We start from the raw sequence: 25,417 nt of genomic DNA, 5'->3' as shown, positions 1-25,417 counted from the left end.
ACTTGGCCTGGTAAACGGCATAACGCGAAAGTGGCCGGGTGACGTCAGGTCCTATCCTTCGACCCGTTGCCATTCAGCTGATCCTTATTACTGACCGCAGAATTTCGGCGATATAGCTTTGCTCGCTCACTGGCATTTTCCAAATGGCGTGCCGCAGCGGCAGCCGCAGCAGCAGGATCTGCATCGGCGATAGCTTGGTAAATCGCCTGATGTTCTGCCTGAACGGCGTCGAGCTCAATCGGCAAGTTTGCTCGCGTGTTGGAGCGAGCTCGTCTGATCACACTTCTTGCTCCGGCCTCAAGGTGCTGTGACAGGGAGATGAAGTGGGGGTTGTGGGTAGCGGCGACGATGGCCCGATGAAAAGCGAAGTCTTCGTCATCCCCGAGACGGTCGCTGGCGATCGCATACTCGAGGCCTATGAGCTCTCGTCGAATTAACTTAAGATCTGCATCAGTTCTGTGCTGTGCGGCGCTGCGGGTTGCTGCGACCTCGACGGCGAGAAGCAACTCCATAACTTGGGCCAGTGATTCCGCTTCATCGAGATCAATTTCCGGCATGCGAAAAAAGCGCGATTCGCGATCCGCTGTCACAAAAACCCCAGATCCGGCCCGCGCTTCGACCAGCCCCCCCGATTTCAGATGCGACAAAGCCTCGCGTACAACTGGGCGCGACACAGCGTAATACGCGCTTAATTCCCTTTCGCTGGGCAGGCGTTGGCCGGGGCCGAACTCGCCGCTGTGGATGCGGTGGCTGAGCTCTGCCGCTATTTCTTCGGTGAGCTGTTTTCCCATTCGGCGGTAATCCTCATGTCAGTTCAATGACGGGTTCAATCTACTGTGGCCGATTCGCTGGCCCATATGCAAGTCTGGTAATACCAAATCTTTTCTATTGTCTCCATATAAGGCTATGTATTGCAATAATATTCTTGTCTTGACGGTGTGGCTTTTTCTTTTTTTTGGCAACAATGTCTTGACTGGTAATGCCAGTTGAAATAATTGTCCCTACCAGTTTGGAGGAACGATTGAGGGAGGAATGAATGTTTAAGTCAGCACTGTTTTGTTCGGCTTTTATGGTAATGGTCGCGGGTGAGGTAGTGGCCGAGCCGTTGAAGGTCGCGTTGGTCGAGACCCTTTCCGGGGCGCAGGCATCTACCGGTCTGCTATACCGCACCGCTGTGCTTTATGAGATCGATAGGATTAATGCCGCCGGTGGTTTCCGCGGCGAAAAGATTGAGCTTGCGGAATATGACAGCCAGGGCGGGCCGGTCGGTGCAGCCGACCGGGTCAAGGCCGCGATTGCCGATGGCGCGCGAGTGATCCTGCAGGGGTCATCATCCTCGGTTGCGGGGCAGATTTCCGAAGATGTGCGCAAATACAACCTGCGCAACAAGGGCCGCGAAGTCCTTTACATCAACCTTGGCGGCGAGGCGCTGGAGCTAACAGGCGAGAAGTGCCACTTCCACATCATCCGCACCAGTCCGAACGCGACGATCCGCTTCCAGACCCTGACCAAGGGAATGCGCGAGCTGGGACTTATGGGTGACAAGGTTTATTCGATCAACCAGAACTACTCTTGGGGCGTCGATGTGCAATCGATCGTGGAGGCCAATGCTGCACCCGTCGGCTATACGGTCGTCGGCAAGACCCTACATGACGTGAACAAGATTCAGGACTTCTCACCCTATGTGGCCCAGATCCAGCAATCGGGTGCAGATACAGTCCTGACTGGGAACTGGTCGAACGATCTGCTGCTGCTGATGAAGGCGACCTCAGATGCTAAGCTGCAGGTGCGATTTGGGACGTCATTCCTTGATCAGCCCGGCAATATCGGCAATGCCGGTGCGGTCGCTGAAGGGCATGTCATGTCCGCGCCCTATAACCCCGAACTGAACGAGTCGAGTAAGGTGTTTGCCGAGGATTACAAGGCGAAGTCAGGACATTATCCTGCCTATGTCGAACCTTACGGTGTCTTCGGCATGCAGCTGTTCGGCGCAGCATTGAAGACGCTGGAAACCGGCATCGAACCGGTCACCGCCGATCAAATCGTGCTGGCCATGGAAAAAACCCAGATCGAAACGCCCACCGGTACGCTGAGCATCCGGTCCGCTGACCATCAGGCCGAAATGCCGATGATCATTCAGCAGGTCTCGAAAGAGGCGGCGTTCAAGGTCGATGGGACCGAATACGGCTTCAAACCGCTGAAAGTGTATTCGGGTGCAGATTCCGCCGACCCGGTTCAGGCAAGTTGCAAGATGAAACGCCCGGGCTGAGGCCCGGTCGTGCAAGTGCCTTCCCCGCTTGCCTGAAGCTTTCGAGTATGCGGTCCCATACCCCAACCAATAGTGTTGGGGCAGGGGCGAACTTCGGAATTCCCTACAGTTTGAACGAAAGGTGACCGCATGGAGCAGATCATCTTCGCCCTCCTCAACGGGGCAATCTACGGGTTGCTGCTGTTCATGGTTTCGGCGGGTCTTACGCTGATTTTTGGCATGATGGGCGTGCTGAACTTCGCACATGCCTCATTCTACATGATCGGCGCTTATCTCGCCTATACATTGCAACCGGTGACGGGCTTCTGGTTAGCAATTATCATTGCGCCCTTTCTAGTCGCAGGTCTTGGTGTCTGCGTCGAACGGTTCATCCTGCGCCGGGTCCATGCTCACGGGCATGCCCACGAGCTGCTGGTGACCTTTGGCCTGTCAGTGGTAATCGCCGAAGTCATCAAGATGTTCTACGGCAACTTTCCTGTCGACTACAGTGTGCCGGCCAGCCTGAGCTTTTCGGCCTTTACGCTGGGTGGCATGAATTATCCGTTCTACCGGCTGTTCATGGGAATGGTCGCGCTGTTGATGTTTGCGGTGCTATTCCTGCTTCTGACCCGGACGCGCATCGGCATCGTGGTCCGCGCTGCTATCTATCGCCCCCGAATGGTAGAGGCGTTAGGCCATAATGTGCCTGTGGTCTTTATGGGGATCTTCGGCATAGGTGCCTTTCTGGCTGGCCTGGCCGGATCTATTGCAGGGGCTTTTTACACGACCAATCCGAATATGGCGCTGGAACTTGGCGTTGTGGTCTTTGTCGTCGTTGTGGTCGGCGGCCTTGGCTCGATGGGTGGGGCCATGCTGGCCTCGCTGCTGATCGGCGTGATGAATTCGCTGGCGGTGGGGATCAGATTATCTCTGGCCGATATGCTTGAGCCCATCGGCCTGGGTGACTGGGCGCGCGAGGCTGGAGGCGTGATGACGCTGCAGATATCAAGCCTGGCCGCGACGCTGCCGTTCTTTCTGATGCTACTGGTCCTGCTGGTCCGCCCGTCCGGATTGCTCGGCGAGAAGGAATGATCTGATGATCCAGAAACTTTTTGCCGTCGTGGTTGTGCTGGCGCTGTTTATGGCGCTGCCGGTCTTTCTGTCGGAATCAATGTTGAATGCCGCTGTGCAGATGCTGATCGCCGCTTTGTTTGCCACGGCCTTTGCGCTGCTTTGTGGTCAGGCGGGGATGCTGTCCTTTGGTCATGCGGCCTATTTCGGGCTGGGGGCCTTTGCCACCGTCCATGCGATGAATGCCTTCAATGGTGCTGGCTTGCTGCCGACGCCACTTCTGCCACTGGCCGGGGCCGCTATCGGCTTGCTGGCGGGGCTGGGTGCGGGGTATTTCTCGACCAAGCGCAGCGGCACCTATTTCGCGATGATCACACTTGCGCTGGCCGAACTGTTGCATGCCCTTGCACCGCATCTTAAGGAGATATTCGGGGGCGAGGCAGGCGTATCTTCGTTCCGCATGCCCGCTTGGGGCTTCGATTTTGGCTCGACCACCGAGATCTATTATCTGGTGCTGGGATGGTCGGTTCTGTGTATCGGTCTCCTTTGGGCGTTCACCTTTACCCCCTTCGGACGGCTGGCCCTGGGCCTGCGCGAGAACAAGCAGCGGTTGAAGTTTCTGGGCTATAACACACATGTTCTGGCGACGCTTGTCTTCGCATTGTCAGCCGCCTTTTCCGGAGTCGCTGGGTCGTTGCAGGCCCTGAACATTGAGGCCGCGAACTATGTGGTTCTGGAAACACATGTTTCTACCGCCGTGTTGTTAAATACCTTTATCGGAGGGGCTAAAGTCTTCTTCGGCCCAGCAATCGGGGCGGCGGCTATGACCTTCTTCGGCCATGTCACCTCGGATCTGACTCGCAGCTGGCTTTTGTATCAGGGCGTGATCTTCATGCTGGTCATGATGTATCTGCCGCGCGGCATCGTGGGCGAGATATTCGCCCGGCTGAAGGGCGGGGGCGGTGCGATCAACCCGCTGCACCTGGTGGGCCGGATAATCGGTCTCCTTGTGGCCGCAGCCGGTTTCGTCACCGCAATCGAGCTAACCCAGCGTTTCTTCAGCACTGATTATCGGGCTGCCCGTCAAGCGGGCAACTGGCCTGCGGTTGAATTCGCAGGTCACGCTTGGAGCCCCTTCGCCTTTGCGACTTGGGCGCTACCCCTTGTGCTGATCGTGGCGGGCCTTTGTCTTGTGACCGGCATCAATCGCCGCGAGGCACGTCTTCAGCAGGAGGTAAAGGCATGAGCAGCACGATCCTTACTCTGGAAAACCTGTGTAAATCCTTTGGCGCCGTACAGGTCACACATGATGTTAACCTCGAAATCTTTGAAAACGAACGCCATGCGCTGATTGGGCCGAACGGGGCCGGGAAATCGACACTGTTCCATCTGATTTCGGGGAATTACAAGCCAACTTCGGGCAGCATCCGGCTGGACGGGGCCGAGATCGGCGGGCTGGACCCCGCGCAGGTGAACCGTCGCGGACTGGCGCGGTCATTCCAGATCACGAATATCTTCCCGGGACTCAGCGTGACCGAGAACCTGCGTCTAGCAGTCATGCGTCGCCACGGACTGCAGTTCAACATCTGGCGCCGGGTTGCGCATTTGCGACGTGTGAATGCCGAGGTGGACGAGCTTTTGGAAAAGATTCGGCTGACCGGCAAGGCCCGGGTATTGGCGGGCGACATGCCCTATTCGGATCAGCGCTCGCTTGAAATCGGGATGACGTTGGCCTCTGACCCCAAGGTGATCCTTCTGGACGAGCCGATGGCGGGCATGTCGCATGAAGAGACTGATTACACCACGGGCCTGATCCGTGAGATCACCGAGGGTAGGACCCTGATGATCGTCGAACACGATATGGATGTGATCTTCAATCTGGCCGACCGCATCACCGTTCTGGTTTACGGCGAAGTCATCGCTACTGGCACGCCGCAGGAAATCCGTACCAGTGTCCGGGTCAAGGAAGCCTACTTGGGTGAGGAGGTCTGACGATGGCTAACAGCGAATTGCTAGCCCTTCGCGGCGTTCATGCGCATTACGGCAAAAGCCATATCCTGCACGGTGTCGATTTCAGCCTGAACCAGGGCGAGGTTGTAAGCCTTTTGGGCCGCAACGGCTCGGGGCGATCGACCACGATGAAAACAGTGATGGGTCTTGTCACCCCTACGGAGGGCGAGGTTCTTCTGAATGGTCGCAATCTTGCCGGGCAGCGCCCCTATGCGATCTGCCGGGCTGGCATCGCTTATGTCCCTGAAGAACGCGAAACCTTCACCAACCTGACTGTCGATGAAAACCTGCAGATGGGGGTTCACAAGGGGGTCGTGGGCGCGGCGCAATGGACCGCCGAACAGATGTTCGACTATTTCCCGCGTCTGAAGGAACGCCGCAACACTCGGGCAGGTAGCTTGTCGGGCGGCGAGCAGCAGATGCTGACCATGTGCCGCAGCCTGCTTGGCAACCCGCTTGTCATGCTGATCGACGAGCCGACTGAAGGTTTGGCCCCGATGATCGTGCAGCAGGTAGGCGAGATGATTACCGACATCAACCGAAAGGGTGTGTCGGTGGTTCTTGTCGAACAGAAGCTGGTGATAGCGCTGAAGGTCTCGGACCGCGTGGCGGTGATGGGGCATGGCCGCATCGTGTTCGAGGGAACCCCTGCAGAATTAAGCGCCAATACGGCGGTGATGGAAGAATGGCTCGCAGTTTGACCGGGCCCGGAGACACAAGATGAAGATGACTGCACCTTTGGAAGTGGGCCTGACCGTCAGCGATTTGCCGAGGATGCGGGCCTTCTATGAGGCGGCCCTTGGACTGACCTTCGTGTCCGAGGTCTATGTGCCCGGTCCCAAGGCCTCGGCCGCCGCCTTGAGCAGTTGCGGCTATACCGCCCTGCGCCTGCAGACACCGATGGGCGAGCGGATCAAGCTCATCGCCCCCGATGAGGCGCCTGCTCCGCGCGTCGATGTGGAGGGCCTGATCTTGTCGCATCAAAGCGCGACCTATATCACCTTCATCGTTGATGACATTGAGACGGTGGTTGAACAGGTGCGCGCCGCAGGGGGCGGTCTGCTGAGTGCGGAACCGGTGATCGAGGTGCGCGACGGCGTCCTTCTGTCCTTCCTGCGTGATCCGGAAGGCCACATCCTCGAAATCGTCTCTTACGTCGATGTCGCTGCCTATCGTTCCGATCTGGTCAGGCCATGATGTTCGATTTCAGCAACAAAATCCTTCTTCTGAGCGGCGCGAACGGTGGCATAGGCCGCGAAGTTGCAAAGGTCTTTGCGGCGGCTGGGGCCGCTATGGTACTGGCCGACCGCGATTTGGCCCCACTGTTGGACTTTGCGGCGACCCTGCCCGGTCCGGGGCGCAATATCTGTCTGCCGATGGATGCGGACGATCCGGCCTCGGCCCAGATGCTGGTAGACCGTACTATAGCCGAATTCGGGCAGATCGATTATGTCGTGCCCTCGGCCGGAATCTATCTGGCCGAGCCCTTCCTACAGATGACCGACGACCAGTGGCGCCGCACTATGTCGATCAATCTTGACAGCGTTTTTTACCTGTTGCGTCGTGCCGCTCCGCATCTGGGCGTGGGGTCAAGCATCGTGAACCTGACCTCGGTTGCGGCCTATCGCGGGGCCTTTTCCAATGCCCATTACGGCGCGACCAAAGGGGCGTTGGTATCGCTGACCCGGGCGCTGGCGCGCGAGCTTGCGCCTAACGTGCGGGTCAATGCAGTAGCGCCTGGCATTATAGAGACGCCGATGACTCAATCCCTGTTAGCGGCGCGAGGCGATGAATCCATCACGCAAACCCCACTTGGGCGCTTTGGCAAGCCCAGCGAAATCGCATCCGTGATCGCCTTCCTGTGTTCTGGCGCCGCAAGCTTTATCACCGGCGAAACCATTCAGGTGAACGGCGGCATCTACATGGTCTGACGACCGCAATCCTTTCGCCGCGGAATCCCCGGCAGGAGACGAATATGGCAGCATTGCTCGAAAACAAAATTGCATTGGTGACTGGGGCGGGACGTGGTCTCGGCGCGGCCATCGCCTGCGGCTTGGCTGAAGCTGGGGCCGAGGTCATCGTGGCAGATATGAATGCCGAAGCTCTATCTGAAACCGCCGGTGCCTTTCACGCCAAAGGGCTGAAGGTCCGGGCCGTGGCACTGGATGTGACCGACCGCGCTGCCGTGGCGGGGCTGGCCGAAGGGCTGGCTTCGGCGGGCGGCCTGGATGTGCTGGTCAACAACGCGGGCATCGCGGGCCGTGCGTCTTTCGATGACCCGGCCGTGATCGAAATCTTCGACCGTGTCATCGATGTGAACCTTGTTGGCACCTTCAACATGTCTCAAGCGCTCGTTCCTGCGCTGAAGGCGCGCCGGGGCTGCGTGGTGAATCTATGCTCGGTCGCGGGGTTTGTCGCGGGTGGGTCCACCACGGGATATGTCGTATCAAAAGGGGCTGTACGCTCGCTGACACAGGTGATGGCGCGCGATCTTGCCCCGTACGGGATCCGCGTCAATGCGGTGGCCCCGGGCATCATGATGTCCGAAATGGCGGTGGCCCAGCTGAACCGTCCGGGTGGTGCCGACTGGTTCCTGAACCGCGCGCTGATGAAACGCATCGGCGAAACCCGTGAAATCGTTGATCCGGTGATCTTCCTCGCGTCCGAGATGGCGAGCTTCATCACCGGAACCATCTTGCCCGTCGACGGCGGCTTCCTCGCCGCCTGACCATCCTTCTCCCGGAGCATTTCCATGCCGAGCTTTTTCGACCTAACGCCCCTGGCCCCCTGGCGCGAGATTCGCGCGACCGAGGCCGACCGTACCGCGCTTGACCCAAAAACCGGGCTAACCATGTTGGCGCAAATGAGCCTGATCCGTGTTTTTGAGGAAAAGGTTCTTGAACTTGCAGCTCAGGGGCTGATCCATGGCCCCGCCCACTCGGCTGTGGGGCAAGAAGGCGGTGCGGTGGGGTCTGCGCTGGCCATGCGTCCGACCGATCAGGTTAATGGCTCGCACCGCGCGCACCACCAGTTCCTTGCCAAGGCGTTGTCCTATGTGGCACAGGCAGGCATCGACCCCGAACAGCCTTTTGATGAGCAGATCCGCGATCTTTCGAAAAAGACGCTGGCTGAGATTCTTGGTCTTGCGCAAGGCTTCTGCAAGGGTCGAGGCGGCTCGATGCACCTGCGTTGGGCGGAAAGCGGTAACCTTGGTACCAATGCCATCGTGGGTGGTGGAGTGCCGATGGCGGCGGGGGCTGCCTGGGCACATCGAAAGGCAGGCACTGGGAATGTCGTCTATACCTATTTCGGCGATGGCGCGACCAACATCGGCTCGGTTCTGGAAACCATGAACCTTGCCGCCGCATGGAAGCTGCCGATCTGTTTCTTCATTGAAAACAATCGCTATGCCGTCTCGACCCATGTCGAGGAGGTTACGGCCGAGCCTCGGCTTTCGGCGCGTGGGCTCGCGTTCGGCATTCCCTCGTTCAAGGTTGACGGGATGGATGCGCTTTCGGTCTATCTGGCGGCGGAAGAGGCTAACCGGATCATGCGTGCGGGCGAGGGTCCGACCATCATTGAGGCCGATGTCTACCGCTATTTTCACCAGAACGGCGCCCTGCCTGGATCGGCCTTCGGCTATCGCAGCAAGGAAGAGGAACAGGAATGGCGCGACCGTGATCCGATCGACGCGCTGTCCAAAACGCTACAGGAACGCCAGATCATTGGCTCCGACGCACTCGAGGCCCTGCGTCAGCGCTGCCAGACCCTGATGAACGAGGTGACCGACGAGCTCATTGAAACCGTCGATGGCAAGAAGCGGATTATCCCCGCACTTTGGCCCGAAGAAAGCTTTGTCGATTACGGGCTGCGCGGTGATCTGTCGGAAATGGCGGGTGCGACCTATATCGAACAGGCCGATTTCACCGGCAAGCTTGAAGGCAACGCCAAGTTCATCGATACAGTTGCTGATGTAATGGACCGCCGGATGAGCACCGATCCCGAAATCGTGGTGATGGGCGAGGATGTCCACCGACTGAAGGGCGGCACCAACGGCGCGACACGGGGGCTATCACAAAAATACCCTGATCGCTGCCTTGGTACGCCGATTGCCGAAAATGCCTTTACCGGCGTGGCCGCTGGCATGGCCGCCGATGGCCGCGTCCGTCCGGTGATCGAATTCATGTATCCCGATTTCATGTGGGTTGCGGCGGATCAGGTCTTCAACCAGATCGGCAAGTTCCGCCACATGTTCGGGGGCGAAGGCCCGATGCCGCTGGTGCTGCGCACCAAGGTCGCGATGGGTACGGGGTATGGATCGCAGCATTCGATGGATCCGGCGGGGATTTTCGCCACCTCCCCGGGCTGGCGTATCGTCGCGCCCTCGACTCCCTATGATTATGTCGGACTGATGAACTCGGCTCTGCGCTGCAATGATCCGGTTCTGGTGATCGAACATGTCGATCTTTACAATTCCAAGGGCGCGGCCCCGGTCGACGATCTCGATTACTGCATACCCTTCGGCAAGGCGCGCATCGTCCGCCCGGGATCGAAGATCACCATCCTGACCTATCTGGCGATGGTCGAGAAAACCCGACAGGTCGTCGAAGTCCTGGGCGTAGATGCCGAGATCATCGATCTGCGCTCGCTAGATCGTGCGGGACTTGACTGGGATACGATCACGACTTCGGTGCGCAAGACCAATAATGTGCTGATCGTCGAACAGGGGGCGCTCGGGACCTCTTACGGCGCGATGCTGGCGGATGAACTGCAACGCCGGATCTTCGACTATCTGGATCAGCCGATCCGACGTGTGACAGGGGGCGAGGCCTCGCCTTCGATTTCCAAAGCGCTAGAAACGGCGGCCTGTGCCCGCCCGCAGGAAATTGAAGCAGGCCTTCGTGACATGATGGCGGGTCAGGGCCTGCCGCTACCTGCTTAAACCCGGGAGGATTGGGAAATGGCTATCGAAATCATTCTGCCGTCGCTGTCTGCAGGCATGGAAGATGCGGTTATTGCGAAATGGCTGGTCAAACCCGGTGACAGCGTGACTAGGGGGCAGCTGCTGGCCGAGGTGGAAACCGACAAGGCCACGATGGAGCTGGAGGCCGAGGCCGATGGCATCGTCGGCCAGTTGCGGGTGGAAGACGGCAAGCGCGCCGATGTCGGACAGGTGATCGCAGTTCTGCTGGCCGAAGGCGAAGCTCTGCCCGCGGTGGAGGTTGCGGCCGCAACCGGCGCGGAACCAACTCCGGCTGCCACTGTACAGGCGATCCCTCACGAAGATACTATGGCGGGCGAGCGCAAACATTCGGCTTCGCCCATCGCGCGGCGGATGGCGGCTTCGGCGGGCCTTAGCCTTGATGGCGTGGCAGGCAGTGGCCCGAAGGGGCGGATCGTCAAGATCGACATCGAACGCCTGATTGCGGCAGCTCGTGCACCAACTATCACCCCCGAAGCCATCCCTTCGCCGGCGGCAGGCGCGAACATGAGCTCTCCCCCGATTCCAGTGGGCATCGGTGTCTACGAGGTCAAGCCACTGTCGAATATGCGTCGGGTGATTGCGCGCAGGTTGGTCGAGGCCAAGCAGACCGTGCCGCATTTCTATCTGTCAGTCGATTGCGAGCTGGATGCCCTGCTATCTCTGCGCGCGCAGATCAATGACGGGCGCGACAAGGCCGCAAAAATCTCGGTCAACGATTTCGTCATTAAGGCTTCTGCTCTGGCCCTGCGCAAAGTGCCTGCGGCCAATGTTGTCTGGAATGGAGACGAGATTCTACAATTGGCCGAGGTCGATATTTCAGTCGCCGTCGCAACCGAAGGCGGATTGCTGACACCGATTCTGCGCAGGGCCGACCGAATGAGCCTTGGCGCACTGTCATCCGAGATGAAGGCCCTCGCGGCCCGCGCCCGCGATGGCAAGCTGAAGCCCGAGGAATATCAGGGGGGTGGCTTCTCGGTGTCCAATCTTGGCATGTATGGGGTGAAAAGCTTTTCGGCGATCATCAACCCCCCGCAAAGCTGCATCCTGGCGGTAGGGGCGAGCGAACGCCGCCCCGTTGGGCGCGGCGACCTGATCGTTTTGGCCGATGTGATGAGTGTGACGCTGTCCGTCGATCACCGCTCGGTCGACGGGGCATTGGGCGCGCAGGTGCTGGCCGCCTTCAAGGAGGGCATCGAAAATCCGATGTCGCTGTTGCTATGATGATTTCGGGCAAGACCAGACTTTTCGCCATTGTCGCCCATCCGGCGCAGCATGTGCGCACACCGCAGGCCATGAATGCGGTTTTCGCCGAAAAATGCGTGGATGCTGTCATGGTCGCCTGCGATGTCGCGCCAATTGGGCTGGCAGGTTTTGTGGCGGGCCTGCGCGGGGTTGAAAACTTCGGCGGTCTTGTCGTGACCGTGCCCCATAAGGTCGAGATCGCAACGCTTTGCGACCGTCTGACGGCCCGGGCGCAGGTTGCGGGTGCGGTGAATGCCATCCGGCGCGAGGTTGACGGCACCCTGACCGGAGATCTGCTGGACGGCGCTGGGTTTGTTGCCGGGCTTGCAAAAGCCGGACATCAAATTGCTGGCCGCGCTGTCTATTTGGTTGGTGCAGGAGGAGCTGCCAGTGCCATTGCCATGGCGGTCGCGGCCAGGCGCGCGCGCCGTCTGACGCTGGTCAACCGGTCGGTCGCCAAGCTCGCCACCTTGGCCGCACGGCTTAAAACCCATCATCCGGAGATTGAAGTTTTCGTTGGCGGCGATGTGTCCGGGCATGATCTGGTCATCAATGCCACCTCACTGGGTCTGAAACCCGATGATCCTTTGCCACTTGCGGTCGAGGATGTCGATCCGGGCGCGGTAGTGGCCGAGGTGATCATGCAGCCTGAATATACTGCGCTTTTACAGCACGCGCGTGCACGCGGACTGACCGTTCATCCGGGTCATGCTATGCTTGAAGGGCAGCTTTCTGAAATGTTCGATTTCCTGACGGGAACCGCCGCAGGGAGCGGGACTTCTGGTGCAGCTTGACGATAGAAGCCTTGTCGACAAAGCGGTAGCCCAAAAAAAGGCCGGGGAGGCGAACTCAAACGCACGATCTGACGGGCATGATAGACTCGTCATATGCGTCGATGAGGAGGTGCTTGCGACGATCCTAAAAGTGAAAGCAAAGTCCACGGACGACCTTAGAAGGTTTGTGGGCCTGAATTCGAGCCGACTCAGAGTTTTTACATCACTCGAACGATACCGATGGTCCGGGTCGGCTCTGTTGCAAAAATTCAATCTGAACGGAGCACGGCCTATCTCTGGACGTAGTTATGCAGCGTGTGCCTCGAACTGTTTTTTGATTGAGCGTTCATTTGCCGCTGAAAAGACGCCTTGTTGTTTGCGCATCATGTGAATGAGTTCTATACCGGCGAGCGTTATGCCCGCTGCGGTTTGTGACTTGAAGCCAAGCAAGGAGCGTGTGCGTCGTTTGATGCGACGATGATCCTGCTCAATGCTGTTGTTCATATATTTGCTGGAGCGAATGGCAATAAGTTTACCATCCTGTCTGAGTCGGCTCTCTGCATTGCATTGCAAAATAGCTAGTCTGTTGGTCTCGCTTCCATCAATGGTAATGCGCACTGGCCTGCCGTGGCGGGCCAGTGCCTTGCGTATAAAACGTTTAGCAGCGCTCAAATCACGTTTCTTGCTGAGATAGAACTCAACCGTATCGCCATTGCTATCGATGGCACAATACAGGTGCAGCCTCTCGCCTTTGACCTTGATGTAAATCTTATCAAGGTTCCATTTGCGTGTGACCTGACGCTTCTTCTCATTGAAACGTTCAAGCAGTTTTTGGGTTAAAGCAGATAACCCAACGATGGACGGTAGAATGATCGAGATCGATGCCACGTTCCGCCATCATTTCCTTCAGATTGCGAAGGCTCAGATTGTAAGCAAGGTACCATCGAACACACAGAAGGATGACGGATTTATCAAAATGGCGGCCTTTAAACATCTAAAATAATCGGCTGATTAAAAGCCAAAATAATATAAGCCCACCCATTTTGATGAACAGTTTGCAACAAAACCATGATAACTGGACCCAGGATCCTGAGTTAGTCTTTCATGGAGAATAGTCTGACGATCATTTTGCCATTTTTTGGTGGTACTGCTGGCAGAGTTGAGGTCGATAATTCGGCTGGTGGAGTGCGTGCCACAGCTATGCAATTTCTAGTGATTGACTATGAGATAGCGTCATTTGCAGCAGTAGATGCTCTGATGCTTGAGAGTGATATTGCTACACTGGGTGAAAAGCCTATCATTCGTGTGAGCAGTGTTCACGATACCGACGCTGCCAAGGTCGCGACTATATTCACTGTGCTCGCTCGAACAGACGGCATGCAAAAACCTTCTCAGGTACCTTGGTTCTTACGGGTGAGAATACCTATTCTGGTAATACTGACGTGAAGGGTGGCACTCTACAGATTGGCGCTGGTGGCTCCAGCGGTAGTATTCAGGGTAACGTGAATGTCGATCAGGCCGCACAACTCGCGTTCAACGGTAGCGATGACATTGTATTTGAAGGAGCGATTTCTGGCGAAGGCGATGTGGCTCAAAAAGGTAGCGGAAATCTCATTTTGTCGGGAGAAAATAGTTTTTCGGGAGATTTGAATGTTTCAAGTGGCACGGTTACAGCGGGTAATGACGGCACAGTTTTTGGCTCTGGAAATCTAAATATTGCCTCTGATAGTTTTCTGAATATTTCAAGTCACTCTGTAGACATTCATGGATTGTCTGGCAGCGGTAATCTAAATTTGGGAGCCGGAAAATTAAGCGTGAATCTTTCAAATGACGCTAATTTCTCTGGAAATGTAACTGGTGAAGGTAGCTTCGTAAAAAGAGGAACAGCCGCGTTAATTTTATCGGGGGCTAGTGACTATAGTGGTGACACTACGATAAGTGAGGGTGCTTTGAGACAAGGCGCGGAAGGCGCTTTACTTGATTCAGGAGCGTTTACAGACGTTTGGGGCTCTAAGGTAGATTTGGAAAGAGATTCCAGTTTCCTTGGCCGGATTGGTTTAAGCGTAGAGTATAACAGCAAATGGCAGACTACAGATGGCCGCAATGCTCGTTCGACAGCTTACCTCATAACGAATTTTTATAGAGAATTTGAGGCAAGTAGAAATATCCGCGTTTCGGGAACTAAAATTAAAAATGAAAATCAGTCTAACTGGATGGAGATCGGGTCCGGCATCGATGTTAGTTGGGCAGATGAAAAATATGCGATTTATGGGCAAGGTTCGGTGAGTGCCGCTCTTGAAGACGCCTCGAGCAACTACTTGTTGAAAGGCAATGCGGGTTTCAAGCTTCGTTGGTGATTTCACATATGTGGATGCAAATACATACTGTAAATATTAAAAAGCAATTATCATTTTAAATGACAGAATTTCCAAAAGCCGACCTGTCTCTGTATAGGTCGGCAATATTTTTATAATTATAATGATTGTTGTTCCGAGAATATCTGTTTGAAGTTACAGTAGATTTCTGATCTTATGATCCAGTTTTAAATAAATTTCCTGCGCTGCAATGCAGCCAGCACAGAGCGTTCAGATCGTAAGAGATAAGAATCGAGTTGCTGGGCCGCAGTCTCGATATTTCCCGTTTCAAGAGAAACGAGAAGCTCCGCATTCTGTGCGATGTAAGGCTCGTGAAGATGCGCCATATCTTCCAGTTGCACGAAGACAAGCCGCAATTCAGCCAAAACCAGATCAAAGCACGCGCTTAATCTCGGACTGTCGCAAAGCTCCACCATTGCGCGGTGAAACTCCATATTAATTGTTCCGACTTGTCGCCAATTGCCAGTTTCGCGCGCCGATGCCGTTTGCGCGAGCAGTGCTCTCATACGTATCAATGCAGGGTGTCCGGGAATAGCGACCTGAACAGCTCCCTTCTGAAGGACACGCCGCACGCGATAAATATCAACGACCGTGGCTTCATCCGGCGTTGCAACAAACACGCCGCGATTGGGAATATAAGTCAGCAGGTTCTGGCTGGTCAGAAGGCGAAAAACTTCGCGAAGCGTGTTGCGCGATATGCCAAACCGCGCTGCAATCTGCTGTTCGGAAAGCTTGGTGCCCGGCGACAGCTCTCCAGTAATCAACATCTCGCGAATTTTGGCGGCGGTCAGGGTCGCCAATGTCTGGTCATCTGCAGGGGACAAGATTTCGCGTGTCATGATAATCCTTCAAACCTTGTCAAATCAGAACAGTTTGCGGAACGCCATCAGGCTCTTCCCTATCAATTTCCAGCTATATGCGAATTTGTATTGTTGAACAATTGATAATAGTTTATTCAACAATATCCCGTAATGTATTTCTGTTCAACAGGGGTAAGACATGGCAGCTATCGATCTCAACAGCGATCTCGGAGAAGGCTTCGGCCCATGGCCCATGGGAGACGACACAGCAATGCTGGCCATTGTGACCAGCGCCAATATTGCCTGTGGCTTTCATGCGGGTGATCCAGCCGGAATTCTTAGCGTCCTGCGTGAAGCGGCCCGACGCGGTGTCAGTGTGGGGGCGCATATCGGCTATCGCGATCTCGTCGGCTTTGGTCGTCGCAACATGGACCCTTCAAGCAGTGAACTTGTCGCCGATACAATCTACCAGATCGGTGCATTGCAGGGGCTTGCGCAAGCCGCAGGGACGAAGGTGAATTATGTAAAGCCGCATGGCGCACTTTACAACACAATTGCCCATGATGCGCGGCAGGCTGCCGATGTGATTGCCGGGATCAAGGCAATTGACCCTTCGCTCGTACTGATGGCGCTGGCCGGTGCACCAATCGTCGAACAGGCCAGAAAAGCAGGACTGACGGTCGTTTGGGAAGCCTTTGCCGACCGCGCCTATAATCTGGATGGCAGTCTCGTTAATCGCCGCCTTGAAGGTTCTGTCATCCACGATCCTGAAGTAATCGTGGAACGGATGCTGCGGATGGTCAATGAACAGCGGGTAACTGCTATTGATGGAACCGATATCGTGCTTGATGCACAGTCGATCTGCGTTCACGGTGACAATCCAACCGCCGTTGCAATCGCCTCCGCATTGCGCGAACGGCTGAAAGCACGCGGCGTCGAACTCAAGCCTTTTGTTAATGTTGCATCATGAGTGAACGCTTGCGTTTTCTGCCTTCAGGCAGCGACAGTTTTCTCATCGAACTTGATGATCTTTCCATAACGCTCACGCTGCTTGATGCAATGCTTGCAGCAGAGCTTGTGGGCGTGTGCGAAGTCATTCCCGGCGCACGCACGATCATGGTGCGCTTTGACCGCTGGCTGACAGATCGTGCCAAACTTGCAAGCCAGATTGCAGCGCTTGATCTCTCAGTGCGTAGCTCCCGCAGCGGCGATTTGTTTGAAATACCCGTCGCTTATGATGGTGAAGATCTCGGTGATGTCGCAGCCATGCTTGGCTGCACAATCAACGAGGTCATCGAGCGCCACACGGAGGCGACCTATACGGTTGCCTTTACCGGCTTTGCGCCCGGCTTTGCCTATATGACCTGTGACGATCCCGGCTTCGATGTACCGCGCCGCAAAAGCCCGCGTGTTAGAATTCCGGCTGGATCGGTAGCACTGGCAGGCAAATTCGGCGGCATTTATCCGTCTGACAGCCCCGGCGGCTGGCAATTGCTCGGCACCACACCGCTTGCCATGTGGGACACGAGGCGCGAACGTGCGGCATTGCTCGCGCCCGGTGATCGTGTGCGGTTTCGCGACATGGCCAAAGGCGGAACTGTCGCCGTATCGAAGCCATCGGTGGCAGCAGCAACGCCTCAGTCCGCCGATGGCCTGCTTGTAACCCGGGCTGATCGCCCCGCACTTTATCAGGATATGGGGCGTCCGGGGCTTGCCAGTCAGGGTGTTTCAGAATCCGGCGCGCTTGATCGCATCGCCATGCGAGAGGCCAATCGTTGTGTTGGTAACCCTGCTCATGTCGCGACAATTGAAATCTCCTTTGGCGGCTTTGCACTCAAGGTTGATCGTCCCGTCACCATCGCCGTGACCGGCGCACCCTGTCCGCTGACCATTCGTACGCGCGAAGGCCAAACCGTCACCGCGGGCTTTGCGCAACCAATCGCGCTGGATGCAGACGATGAACTGTCGTTGGGCATCCCGCCAGAAGGTATGTTGAGCTATCTTGCGCTGCGCGGTGGTTTTGACGTCGAGCCTGTTCTGGGATCCGCCGCACGCGACACGCTCGCCAAGATTGGACCCTCACCCGTTGTTGAAGGCGATATTCTTGTGCCTGCAAACCGGCCCGCACTGGCGGTTTCATCACATACAAACGCACAGCGCCGCCTGCCGCGCGCCAGTGAAGTCGTTACACTCGATGTTGTGCTCGGTCCCCGCACCGACTGGTTTACCCGACAGGGTCTTGAAACACTCACATCACAGGAGTGGAATGTGACGCCTCAATCAAGCCGCGTCGGGATGCGTCTTGAAGGCGCAAATGCAATTGAACGCGCCATCAACGATGAGCTGCCGTCGGAGGGTACCGCCCTTGGCGCTATCCAGGTGCCAGCAAGTGGACAACCGGTTCTGTTTCTCGCTGACCATCCTCTAACCGGCGGTTATCCGGTGATCGGTGTGGTTGCACATCATCATCTCGACCTCGCAGGGCAGATACCGATCGGTGCCCGCATCCGCTTCAATCCAATTTCGGCTTTCGAAACCTCAGAAGTCATACGCTGATGAAAAAACTGCTTATTGCCAATCGTGGTGAAATCGCCATTCGCATCATCCGCGCAACACGCGATTATGGTGTTGCATCTGTCGCGATCTATTCCGACACCGACGCGAATTCGCTGCATGCCGAATTTGCCGATGAAGCCTATGGCCTCGGCACAGGTCGTCCGGCAGATACCTATCTCAATATTGCAAAGATACTCGACATTGCAAAGCGTGCAGGCGCGGATGCCGTGCATCCGGGCTACGGGTTTCTGTCGGAACGTGCCGAATTTGCCAAAGCGGTGATCGATGCGGGTTTCATCTGGGTTGGCCCATCACCAGAGGTTATCACGTCGCTGGGTGACAAGGTTGAAGCACGGCGCATCGCTGAAAAAGTTGGCGCACCACTCGTCAAGGGTTCGGACGGCCCGTTGGCATCAGCCGCCGAAGCCGTTGCCTTTGCGCGTGAAGCTGGACTTCCACTGGCCATAAAGGCCGCATTTGGCGGTGGCGGTCGCGGCATGAAGGTGGCGCATCGTCTGGAAGAAGTAGGCGAGTTATTCGATTCCGCCGTTCGCGAGGCGGTAGAAGCCTTCGGACGTGGCGAATGCTATGCCGAGCAATTTCTTGAAAAGCCACGCCATATCGAGGCACAGGTCATCGCCGACACACACGGCAACACCGTTGTTCTTGGAACACGCGATTGTTCGCTGCAACGCCGCAACCAGAAGCTCGTTGAAGAAGCACCAGCACCTTTTATCACGCAGGAGCAGCGCGAACGGATTCATGAATCCGCACGCGCAATCTGCGCAGCAGCGGGCTATACCGGTGCAGGAACCGTCGAGTTTCTGTTGTCGCAGAACGGCACGATCTCGTTTCTCGAGGTCAACACACGCCTTCAGGTCGAGCATCCGATCACCGAAGAAACGACCGGCATCGATATCGTCATCGAACAGCTTCGTATCGCAGACGGCAAGGAACTGTCTGTCACCGACACCCCGGCGCCCCGGGGCCATGCCTTTGAATTCCGCATCAATGCGGAGGATCCGGGCCGTGGCTTCCTGCCAACACCGGGCCTGATCACACGTTTCCGCGCCCCTTCGGGTCCGGGTGTGCGCCTTGATACAGGTGTGGAAAGCGGATCGGAAATTCCCGGTCTTTACGATTCTATGATGGCAAAGCTCATCGTGACGGGCTCCACACGTGAGGAAGCGCTGATCCGTGCGCGTCGCGCATTAGCCGAGTTTAAAATCGAAGGCGTGGCTTCTGTGCTTCCCTTCCATCGCGCGGTTGTTGAAGAAAAAGACTTTACCGGCGAAGACGGCTTCAAGGTTTTCACCAACTGGATCGAAACCGAGTTTCGTGGTGTTGAACCATCGGCAAGGATTGACCCGGTCGATGGTGGTTTGCTGCGCAGTTTTATCGAGATCGATGGCAAGCGCCACACTATCGGCCTGCCCACCGCCCTCTTCTCAGGCGTCAGCGCACCTCAGCAATCGACTTCAAACAGTGAGCAGGCGGCGGAAGGTGCCGTGACCGCGCCTATTCCCGGCACCTTCCAGCAATGGCTGGTTGAAGATGGTGCGACAGTTGCAGAAGGCGAAGTCGTTGCCATCATGGAAGCCATGAAGATGGAGACACGCATCGTTGCTCCCAAGGCCGGCAAGATCAGCCTCCATGCGCAGCCGGGCAAGAGCGTTGGGCTTGGTCAGGAACTTGCAACCATCGAATGATGAAGGGGCAGCAATGCCCTCTTGCATGAAACAAAAAGACCGGCGGATTATGAAATCCGCCGGTCTTTTTTGTAATTATCAAATGGGAAGACAGCCTAACCGCTTTCGGAGTGCTCTTTAGCATTGCAGCATGAACTTCTGGATTCGGCTGTCAGCTGGGGCCTGTTTGAGTTCGTCTGCCGTCATGTTGACTGCGACATGGCCATTTTCCATCATCACGACACGGTCGCTGACACGACTGACAAAGCGCATTTCATGGGTCACAATAATCATCGTCATGCCATCGCGTGCGAGGCTTTCAATGACCTGCAACACTTCACCCACCAGTTCGGGATCGAGCGCCGAAGTCGGCTCATCGAACAGCATGATTTCCGGGTCCATAGCCAGCGCACGCGCAATTGCCACGCGCTGCTTCTGTCCGCCGGAAAGCTGATGCGGATATTTGTTGGCATGGGCCGCCATTCCAACGCGCGCCAGATGGTTCATCGCAGCATTGCGCAAGGCTTCCTTGTTGCGATTGCCGTGATAACGCGGACCAAAAGTCACGTTCTGCAAAACGGTCATATGCGGGAACAGGTTGAATGACTGGAACACCATTCCAAGCCGCGTAACGCGATCATGGAAATCGGACACAACCCGATAGCCCTTCTCATCCGCTGTAATCCACTCACCGCCATCAAGCAGGATACGTCCCTTGTCGATGTCCTGAAGTGCATTGATCGTACGGATCAAGGTCGTCTTGCCAGAGCCCGACGGTCCGATGATGCTGACGACCTCGCCTTTGCTAACCTTCAGTGAGACGTCTGCGAGTGCATGTTTGCCGCCGAAATTCTTAAAGACGTGCTCAAGAGCCACGACAACGTTTTTGCCTATACGGCGTTCATTGGTGGTCTGGGCTGGCGCTTGCGTTGTGGCAGGCACAGCAATTTCAGCCCCGGTCATACGGGTAATATCGAGACGACCTTCAAGACGGGACAGGAAGAAGCTGAAAATCGAAACAACCAGCACATAGTAGAACGACACTGCGACCAGCGTTTCAATGACCATGAAATTGCGGGTGTAAAGCCGCTGGCCGACCAGCAATATCTCCGCAAGCGAAATCACCGATACCAGCGAGGTCAGCTTGACGATGGTGATGAATTCATTGCCCAGCGATGGCAATGCAACGCGCACAGCTTGCGGCAGAATGATATGACGATATTTGCCCACCGGGCGAACACCGAGTGCATGAGCCGCCTCGTGCTGCCCCTGATCAACCGAAATGAGACCTGCACGATGAATTTCCGCGAGATAGGCCGTTTCCGAAATGACCAGCGCAATCAGACCGGCCCAGAATGGCACTGACAGGACTGGACCGAGCGCCGGTATGAACTGCGGCATGTTGTAAACGAAAATCAGCAATACCAGCAAAGGCAAGCTGCGGAACAACCAGATATAGGTCTTTGCAGACCAGCGCACGATGCGCAGGTTCGACTGTCTTGCAAGCGCCAGCAAAAAGCCGAGCACGGTACCGACGACCCAGGTCAGCACACCCAGCCACGCGACGAGTGCCGTGGCACGCCAGAAGTCAGGATAAAGCGCCAGGCTAAAGAGATAGTTCCAGTCAAAATTCATGGGCCGGATTTCCCAAATGTATAGCATCCAGGTGGACGCGCGGCGCTCCAACTGATTGTTGCAACAGGCATTCCGAAAACCATTTCACACTTTTCGGGATACGCAGCTGGCGCCATAAATTCCAGTCTTAACCGGTCAGGCAGGTGTGTGGTGTCCACCTGCCTGACGCGCCTATTCAGCAATAGCTGCCTTGAATTCGGCTTCCGTCGATTTCGCAACACCATATTTGCTGAACAAGGCTTCATAATCGGCATCTCCATCAAGCTTGGTGAGTGCACCACGCAAGAAGTTAGCCAACTCTTCATTGCCTTTTTTGACGCCAAAGCCGACGATCACAGGATAAAGCTGCTCGGTCGAAGTCACCTTCAGACGACCACGAAGCTTTTCGCTCGCGTCGGCCAGAACAGCGGAGTTTTCTAGCTGCGCGTCAACGCCGCCGGACATCACGGCCTGCGTGGCCTCTGGCGAGGTTGGAAACTCGCGGGAGTCGATTGGATTGCCGGCGCAAACTGACTTGTTGAGCTTTTCGAGTTCAGGAATCCATGCGGCACCCTTGATCGACCCAACGCGTTTACCGCACAGTTCTTCCGGCTTGGTGAAATTTGCACCGCTGTTTGCCGAAACGGCGATGGAAACGCCTGTCTTCATATAGGGAATGTAATCGATCTGCTTTGCGCGCGCCGGTGTTACGTAAAGCGTGGAGGCGATGACATTGAACTGATCACTGGAAACACCAAGGATCAGGTTTTCAAAGCGGGTATCCTGAAAAGAAACTTCGCTGCCAGTCTTCTTGCCGATCAGCTTCATCAATTCAACGTCAAAGCCTGCAGGCTGATTGGCTTCATCGAAATAGTTATAGGGCGGGTAGGTCAGATCAACACCAATCTTCAGGGTCTCGGCATTGGCTGCCGTCAGTGACGCCATCAGGATTAAAGTACTGGCCAGAAGCTTTTTCATAGGACGTTCCTCTCATTCGTTTTCTTATCTTTGTTGAACAATTATGAGAATGCAATCCCCATTACTGCATAAATTTTCACCATAGCGTTGCGAAGCCCATGAAAATATCCTGAGAATAGCCGTTATATCGTGTCGGATAACGACTAAGTTGTTCAATTTTCGGCTCTTTCTTTTTTGTTCAACATCGGAGATAAAATTTTCCAATTTAGGCCGCATCAGACAAATGTCTGCGTTTTTACCCGTAATAGCCTGCTTTTTCGGAGGATCGGTGCAGACAAGACCGAAACCCGCACTGCCGAGATGTTTAACTGACGGCAAAGAAAGCGGCGCGGCTTCCGAGAATCTGATACAGATTTTGTTTATGGGACTGTGGGAGAGGCGCATTTTCCCTTGACATGGAAATATTGTTCAACAAATTATATTGCCAAGGAGACCGTCGTGACCAACCAAGATCGCCCTTCAGATCGCCCTTTAGTGCTGACGCAGACTGCGGCTGGGCTGTTGCGCGACAAAATTCTGCGTGGTGAGCTTGCACCCGGAACACCGCTGCGTGAAGTGGTCTGGGCCGAGACGCTGAATGTATCGCGCAATACATTGCGTGAAGCATTGCGCGATCTGGTCGCCGAGGGCCTGATTGAACACCGAGCGCATCACGGTGCCACAGTGCGCGCGCTGAACGCTGCCGAGATCAGTGAAATCTATGCCATCCGCATGACGTTGGAACTGCGCGGCGTTACGTGCAGCGCTTATGCCTCGCATGAAGCGATGTCGGAACTTGTTGAACGCGCTGAAGCCGTACAGCGCGCTGCTCTCAACCGGGATTGGCAGCAATGTGGTACGGCTTCACTGGAATTTCACCAGCAAATCGTCAATTTCATCGGCAGCCCGCGCTTGAACGACGTCTTTGCGACGGTGGCGGCACAGGCGCGCCTGGCCTTCTCCATGGCGCCGGATGCCCGTCGTTTTCAGGAGCCGTGGGTGGCACGCGATGTGGAAATCTGCGGTCTGCTTTGCGACGGTGATCGCGCCGCTGCGAGCCGCACTCTTGAACTTTATTTGCAGGAGTCTGAACGCGTGGTTCTGGAAGCAGCCCGCGCACAGAACCTGCCCCGTCCCAACAAGCAATTCTCAGCACAGGCGCAATAGCGCGGCATACCCATAACGATTTTAAGGAGAAAAACAGGGATGAAACCCGAGCCCATTACCCTTGCGCCGGAAGATGCAGCCGCTCGCAAGGCCATCAAACCTGTGATCTGCTATCCTGTCGATACATTGCCGCGCCCTGATCTTGCAGCCTATCGAGCGCTGCGCGATGAGCTGGAATTTGTCGAACGCATCGTTGTTCCTGCGCGGGATGCCGCTTGCTGGCAGGTTCCTGCCGGGCATTTCTGCCGTATCCTCTGCAGCGAAGGTTCGCAGGTGGGCGATCTCAACCTGTTCAATGCCAACAATCTCAACGAGCGACTTTATACCGGCAAAACACGTGCGCTCAATGGAACGCATGTGGGCCTGGGTGATCAGCTCTTCTCCAATATGCCCTATCTGCGCCCGATCGCAACGATCACGCATGACACACTCGACTGGTACGGATTCGATGAATTCGGTGGCTCTGTGCATGACGTTATCGGAACACGCTGTGATCCGTATACTCACAATCTGCTGAGCAATGGCGGCCAGTATCATCATTGCTGCCACTCCAATCTGACGCGCGCTTTTGCGAGGCAGACGGGCAAGTCACTGGAAGAAGCAGGCACCTTTGTTCATGACGTTCTCAACGTCTTCATGTGCACAGGCTTCACGCGCGACACCGGCCAGTATTTCATGAAGGCAAGCCCGGTTCGCCCCGGCGACTATCTTGAATTCTTCGCCGAGATCGACCTGCTGGGCTGCATGTCGGCCTGTCCGGGTGGCGACTGCTCGTCCGAGCATTCATCTGACACGGCTGCTTGCTACCCGCTTGTTGTTGAAGTCTATAAGCCTACAGGTAAGCCCGAAGGCTGGGTCGCACCAAAAATCAACGGCTATGACGGAACGCACGGGCTGTAAAGCGGCATTCAGTTGGCCTGTGATATCATGAGAAAAGCAGTGAGGCCGGGCACATAAGTGACCGGCCATCTGATCAGAAGTTCAGGTCATCAAATGCCCGGATAATCGTCTCTTTCGGGCTTTTGCTGGCAATCAGGCTTGCCAGAAGAATCCGCGCCTGACCAGGACGCAAAGTCTGCGAATGTACGGCGCCGGCTGCAACCAGATCATGTCCGCCACCCCCGCCGCCATAACCTGGCACCAATACCCCCGTTGGAACGCGGCTTGAAACCACCACCGGAATATTGTTTCTCGTACACTCTTTTACGGCTTCAACGATTGTTGCATTGGCATTGCCAGAGCCAAGAGCTGCGAGCACGATGCCGTGGCTTTGAGCCTTGATACTCGCCCGAAGATGCAGGTCGTCGCAACCTGGATGAATGGCAACAATATCGACCCGTGTTGAACTGACCGATGCGGACAGGCGGATTGCATCCGGTCTTTCCAGATCGCGCACTTCCCTAAAAGCATCGGCATGATCACTGCTGAATTTGAATGCGCCCCATGCGGGCACGATCCGTCCACCAAAGGCGATCAAGACACCTTTTTTGGCATTGGCCGGGTCAGTTGCGAGGTTGATTGCGGTCGTCAGATTGGATGGACCATCCGCATCGGTATGATCGGCAGTAAACTGCGCGCCGGTGAAAATCACCGGCTTGGAAAGATGGTGTTGCAGATGAACGAGCAGGGCCGTTTCTTCCATGGCGTCCGTGCCATGCAGGACGACCACGCCATCGATTTCAGGATTTGCCATCTGCGCTGCAACCGCGTCGGAGATGGTCTGCATATCAATCAATGTGAGGACGGATGAATCCTTTGCCATCAGATCGACGGGGCGTAGATGTGCCCCGACATGCCCGAGCGTTGCAAGCAGATCGTCGCCATTGAGCGTCGGCGTGGCTGCGCCATCTTCCCCGCGCTTGCTTGCAATAGTTCCACCGGTGGCGATCACCGCCACCAATGGTTTGAATTGCGAATTATTCACTCTGCCCC

Annotated in this window: 24 protein-coding genes; 18 read left to right on the top strand and 6 right to left on the bottom strand. The window is 56.1% G+C overall.

The features are described from left to right. Positions 1–44: 44 nt before the first annotated feature. Positions 45–791 carry a FadR/GntR family transcriptional regulator gene (locus tag H5024_RS13265; protein ID WP_187547582.1) on the bottom strand — a complete coding sequence of 249 codons (747 nt, stop codon included), beginning with the start codon at positions 789–791 and terminating at the stop codon, positions 45–47. A gap of 245 nt (positions 792–1,036) precedes the next feature. Between H5024_RS13265 and H5024_RS13260 the strand changes: the two genes are divergently transcribed. The 11 genes from H5024_RS13260 to H5024_RS13210 all read left to right on the top strand — a co-directional run bounded on the left by H5024_RS13260 (position 1,037) and on the right by H5024_RS13210 (position 12,349). Further along, on the top strand, positions 1,037–2,269 hold the full coding sequence (locus H5024_RS13260) for a branched-chain amino acid ABC transporter substrate-binding protein (protein WP_187547579.1): 1,233 nt from the start codon (positions 1,037–1,039) through the stop codon (positions 2,267–2,269). A gap of 129 nt (positions 2,270–2,398) precedes the next feature. After that, positions 2,399–3,340 carry a branched-chain amino acid ABC transporter permease gene (locus H5024_RS13255; RefSeq protein WP_187547577.1) on the top strand — a complete coding sequence of 314 codons (942 nt, stop codon included), beginning with the start codon at positions 2,399–2,401 and terminating at the stop codon, positions 3,338–3,340. A gap of 4 nt (positions 3,341–3,344) precedes the next feature. Then, a complete protein-coding gene (locus H5024_RS13250; RefSeq protein WP_187547575.1) occupies positions 3,345–4,565 on the top strand; it encodes a branched-chain amino acid ABC transporter permease in 1,221 nt (406 codons plus the stop codon). Then, the gene (locus H5024_RS13245) at positions 4,562–5,311 is read left to right on the top strand and encodes an ABC transporter ATP-binding protein (protein ID WP_187547573.1); all 750 of its coding nucleotides are present in this window, start codon (positions 4,562–4,564) and stop codon (positions 5,309–5,311) included. The genes H5024_RS13250 and H5024_RS13245 overlap by 4 nt, the downstream gene beginning before the upstream one ends. A gap of 2 nt (positions 5,312–5,313) precedes the next feature. Beyond that, positions 5,314–6,030, top strand: a complete 717-nt coding sequence (locus tag H5024_RS13240) for an ABC transporter ATP-binding protein (protein ID WP_187547571.1) — start codon at positions 5,314–5,316, stop codon at positions 6,028–6,030. Positions 6,031–6,049: 19 nt separating this feature from the next. Continuing rightward, positions 6,050–6,526: a VOC family protein gene (locus H5024_RS13235; protein ID WP_247875287.1), complete on the top strand. Its 477-nt coding sequence runs from the start codon at positions 6,050–6,052 to the stop codon at positions 6,524–6,526. After that, positions 6,523–7,260, top strand: coding sequence for an SDR family NAD(P)-dependent oxidoreductase (locus H5024_RS13230; protein WP_187547569.1), 738 nt, complete (start codon positions 6,523–6,525; stop codon positions 7,258–7,260). Before H5024_RS13235 ends, H5024_RS13230 begins: the two co-directional genes overlap by 4 nt. A gap of 44 nt (positions 7,261–7,304) precedes the next feature. Further along, positions 7,305–8,057 carry an SDR family oxidoreductase gene (locus H5024_RS13225; RefSeq protein WP_187547566.1) on the top strand — a complete coding sequence of 251 codons (753 nt, stop codon included), beginning with the start codon at positions 7,305–7,307 and terminating at the stop codon, positions 8,055–8,057. 24 nt (positions 8,058–8,081) lie between these two features. Continuing rightward, entirely contained in the window at positions 8,082–10,271 is a 2,190-nt protein-coding gene (locus tag H5024_RS13220; RefSeq protein WP_187547564.1) for a dehydrogenase E1 component subunit alpha/beta, read from the top strand. Positions 10,272–10,289: 18 nt separating this feature from the next. Next, complete coding sequence (locus H5024_RS13215; protein WP_187547562.1) at positions 10,290–11,534, top strand: dihydrolipoamide acetyltransferase family protein; 1,245 nt, start codon at positions 10,290–10,292, stop codon at positions 11,532–11,534. Continuing rightward, positions 11,531–12,349 (top strand): shikimate dehydrogenase, encoded by an 819-nt coding sequence (locus H5024_RS13210; protein WP_187547560.1) that lies wholly within the window; start codon positions 11,531–11,533, stop codon positions 12,347–12,349. Before H5024_RS13215 ends, H5024_RS13210 begins: the two co-directional genes overlap by 4 nt. Before the next feature lie 285 nt (positions 12,350–12,634). Here the strand turns inward: H5024_RS13210 and H5024_RS13205 are convergent. Continuing rightward, positions 12,635–13,322 (bottom strand): IS6 family transposase gene (locus H5024_RS13205; protein WP_187547558.1). Its coding sequence is split into 2 segments (ribosomal slippage): positions 12,635–13,159 and positions 13,161–13,322, totalling 687 coding nucleotides; the frame shifts between segments, so codons are not numbered across the junction. Positions 13,323–13,432: 110 nt separating this feature from the next. Between H5024_RS13205 and H5024_RS13200 the strand changes: the two genes are divergently transcribed. Then, the gene (locus tag H5024_RS13200; RefSeq protein ID WP_187547556.1) at positions 13,433–13,774 is read left to right on the top strand and encodes a hypothetical protein; all 342 of its coding nucleotides are present in this window, start codon (positions 13,433–13,435) and stop codon (positions 13,772–13,774) included. Then, positions 13,771–14,685: an autotransporter-associated beta strand repeat-containing protein gene (locus tag H5024_RS13195; RefSeq protein WP_348770697.1), complete on the top strand. Its 915-nt coding sequence runs from the start codon at positions 13,771–13,773 to the stop codon at positions 14,683–14,685. The genes H5024_RS13200 and H5024_RS13195 overlap by 4 nt, the downstream gene beginning before the upstream one ends. Before the next feature lie 185 nt (positions 14,686–14,870). Here H5024_RS13195 and H5024_RS13190 read toward each other — a convergent pair whose 3' ends face one another. Continuing rightward, entirely contained in the window at positions 14,871–15,542 is a 672-nt protein-coding gene (locus H5024_RS13190) for a GntR family transcriptional regulator (RefSeq protein WP_187547553.1), read from the bottom strand. A gap of 160 nt (positions 15,543–15,702) precedes the next feature. Between H5024_RS13190 and H5024_RS13185 the strand changes: the two genes are divergently transcribed. The 3 genes from H5024_RS13185 to H5024_RS13175 are packed head-to-tail and all read left to right on the top strand — an operon-like array spanning position 15,703 to position 19,768. Next, positions 15,703–16,473: a 5-oxoprolinase subunit PxpA gene (locus H5024_RS13185; protein ID WP_187547552.1), complete on the top strand. Its 771-nt coding sequence runs from the start codon at positions 15,703–15,705 to the stop codon at positions 16,471–16,473. After that, on the top strand, positions 16,470–18,059 hold the full coding sequence (locus tag H5024_RS13180) for an urea amidolyase family protein (protein ID WP_187547551.1): 1,590 nt from the start codon (positions 16,470–16,472) through the stop codon (positions 18,057–18,059). Before H5024_RS13185 ends, H5024_RS13180 begins: the two co-directional genes overlap by 4 nt. Next, positions 18,059–19,768, top strand: coding sequence for a biotin carboxylase N-terminal domain-containing protein (locus H5024_RS13175; RefSeq protein WP_187547550.1), 1,710 nt, complete (start codon positions 18,059–18,061; stop codon positions 19,766–19,768). The genes H5024_RS13180 and H5024_RS13175 overlap by 1 nt, the downstream gene beginning before the upstream one ends. A 117-nt stretch (positions 19,769–19,885) precedes the next feature. On the opposite strand, the gene H5024_RS13170 is transcribed toward H5024_RS13175, so the two are convergent. Together H5024_RS13170 and H5024_RS13165 are read right to left on the bottom strand one after the other, a co-directional pair. After that, the gene (locus H5024_RS13170) at positions 19,886–21,382 is read right to left on the bottom strand and encodes an amino acid ABC transporter permease/ATP-binding protein (protein WP_187547548.1); all 1,497 of its coding nucleotides are present in this window, start codon (positions 21,380–21,382) and stop codon (positions 19,886–19,888) included. A gap of 171 nt (positions 21,383–21,553) precedes the next feature. After that, positions 21,554–22,339, bottom strand: coding sequence for an ABC transporter substrate-binding protein (locus tag H5024_RS13165; RefSeq protein ID WP_187547546.1), 786 nt, complete (start codon positions 22,337–22,339; stop codon positions 21,554–21,556). Positions 22,340–22,777: 438 nt separating this feature from the next. On the opposite strand from H5024_RS13165, the gene H5024_RS13160 reads away from it, so the two are divergent. Next, the gene (locus H5024_RS13160; RefSeq protein WP_210309698.1) at positions 22,778–23,485 is read left to right on the top strand and encodes a GntR family transcriptional regulator; all 708 of its coding nucleotides are present in this window, start codon (positions 22,778–22,780) and stop codon (positions 23,483–23,485) included. Positions 23,486–23,524: 39 nt separating this feature from the next. Beyond that, positions 23,525–24,385, top strand: a complete 861-nt coding sequence (locus H5024_RS13155) for a DUF1989 domain-containing protein (RefSeq protein ID WP_187547545.1) — start codon at positions 23,525–23,527, stop codon at positions 24,383–24,385. A 73-nt stretch (positions 24,386–24,458) separates the two neighbouring features. Here the strand turns inward: H5024_RS13155 and H5024_RS13150 are convergent, their stop codons facing one another. Beyond that, complete coding sequence (locus H5024_RS13150) at positions 24,459–25,409, bottom strand: asparaginase (RefSeq protein WP_187547542.1); 951 nt, start codon at positions 25,407–25,409, stop codon at positions 24,459–24,461. Between the last annotated feature and the right edge of the window lie 8 nt (positions 25,410–25,417).

The organism is Ochrobactrum sp. Marseille-Q0166 (assembly GCF_014397025.1).
GTDB lineage: Bacteria > Pseudomonadota > Alphaproteobacteria > Rhizobiales > Rhizobiaceae > Brucella.
The sequence above is the reverse complement of the archived record's forward strand: the minus strand, read 5'-3'. Positions and strand labels throughout refer to the sequence as shown.

Bases quoted from the DNA above. Each gene is read 5' to 3' on its own strand.
- H5024_RS13165 (WP_187547546.1), bottom strand. From the start codon at position 22,339: ATGAAAAAGCTTCTGGCCAGTACTTTAATCCTGATGGCGTCACTGACG.
- H5024_RS13170 (WP_187547548.1), bottom strand. From the start codon at position 21,382: ATGAATTTTGACTGGAACTATCTCTTTAGCCTGGCGCTTTATCCTGAC.
- H5024_RS13190 (WP_187547553.1), bottom strand. From the start codon at position 15,542: ATGACACGCGAAATCTTGTCCCCTGCAGATGACCAGACATTGGCGACC.
- H5024_RS13175 (WP_187547550.1), top strand. From the start codon at position 18,059: ATGAAAAAACTGCTTATTGCCAATCGTGGTGAAATCGCCATTCGCATC.
- H5024_RS13220 (WP_187547564.1), top strand. From the start codon at position 8,082: ATGCCGAGCTTTTTCGACCTAACGCCCCTGGCCCCCTGGCGCGAGATT.
- H5024_RS13155 (WP_187547545.1), top strand. From the start codon at position 23,525: ATGAAACCCGAGCCCATTACCCTTGCGCCGGAAGATGCAGCCGCTCGC.
- H5024_RS13235 (WP_247875287.1), top strand. From the start codon at position 6,050: ATGAAGATGACTGCACCTTTGGAAGTGGGCCTGACCGTCAGCGATTTG.
- H5024_RS13215 (WP_187547562.1), top strand. From the start codon at position 10,290: ATGGCTATCGAAATCATTCTGCCGTCGCTGTCTGCAGGCATGGAAGAT.
- H5024_RS13185 (WP_187547552.1), top strand. From the start codon at position 15,703: ATGGCAGCTATCGATCTCAACAGCGATCTCGGAGAAGGCTTCGGCCCA.
- H5024_RS13200 (WP_187547556.1), top strand. From the start codon at position 13,433: ATGGAGAATAGTCTGACGATCATTTTGCCATTTTTTGGTGGTACTGCT.
- H5024_RS13245 (WP_187547573.1), top strand. From the start codon at position 4,562: ATGAGCAGCACGATCCTTACTCTGGAAAACCTGTGTAAATCCTTTGGC.
- H5024_RS13265 (WP_187547582.1), bottom strand. From the start codon at position 791: ATGGGAAAACAGCTCACCGAAGAAATAGCGGCAGAGCTCAGCCACCGC.
- H5024_RS13180 (WP_187547551.1), top strand. From the start codon at position 16,470: ATGAGTGAACGCTTGCGTTTTCTGCCTTCAGGCAGCGACAGTTTTCTC.
- H5024_RS13240 (WP_187547571.1), top strand. From the start codon at position 5,314: ATGGCTAACAGCGAATTGCTAGCCCTTCGCGGCGTTCATGCGCATTAC.
- H5024_RS13210 (WP_187547560.1), top strand. From the start codon at position 11,531: ATGATGATTTCGGGCAAGACCAGACTTTTCGCCATTGTCGCCCATCCG.
- H5024_RS13260 (WP_187547579.1), top strand. From the start codon at position 1,037: ATGTTTAAGTCAGCACTGTTTTGTTCGGCTTTTATGGTAATGGTCGCG.
- H5024_RS13230 (WP_187547569.1), top strand. From the start codon at position 6,523: ATGATGTTCGATTTCAGCAACAAAATCCTTCTTCTGAGCGGCGCGAAC.
- H5024_RS13250 (WP_187547575.1), top strand. From the start codon at position 3,345: ATGATCCAGAAACTTTTTGCCGTCGTGGTTGTGCTGGCGCTGTTTATG.
- H5024_RS13225 (WP_187547566.1), top strand. From the start codon at position 7,305: ATGGCAGCATTGCTCGAAAACAAAATTGCATTGGTGACTGGGGCGGGA.
- H5024_RS13255 (WP_187547577.1), top strand. From the start codon at position 2,399: ATGGAGCAGATCATCTTCGCCCTCCTCAACGGGGCAATCTACGGGTTG.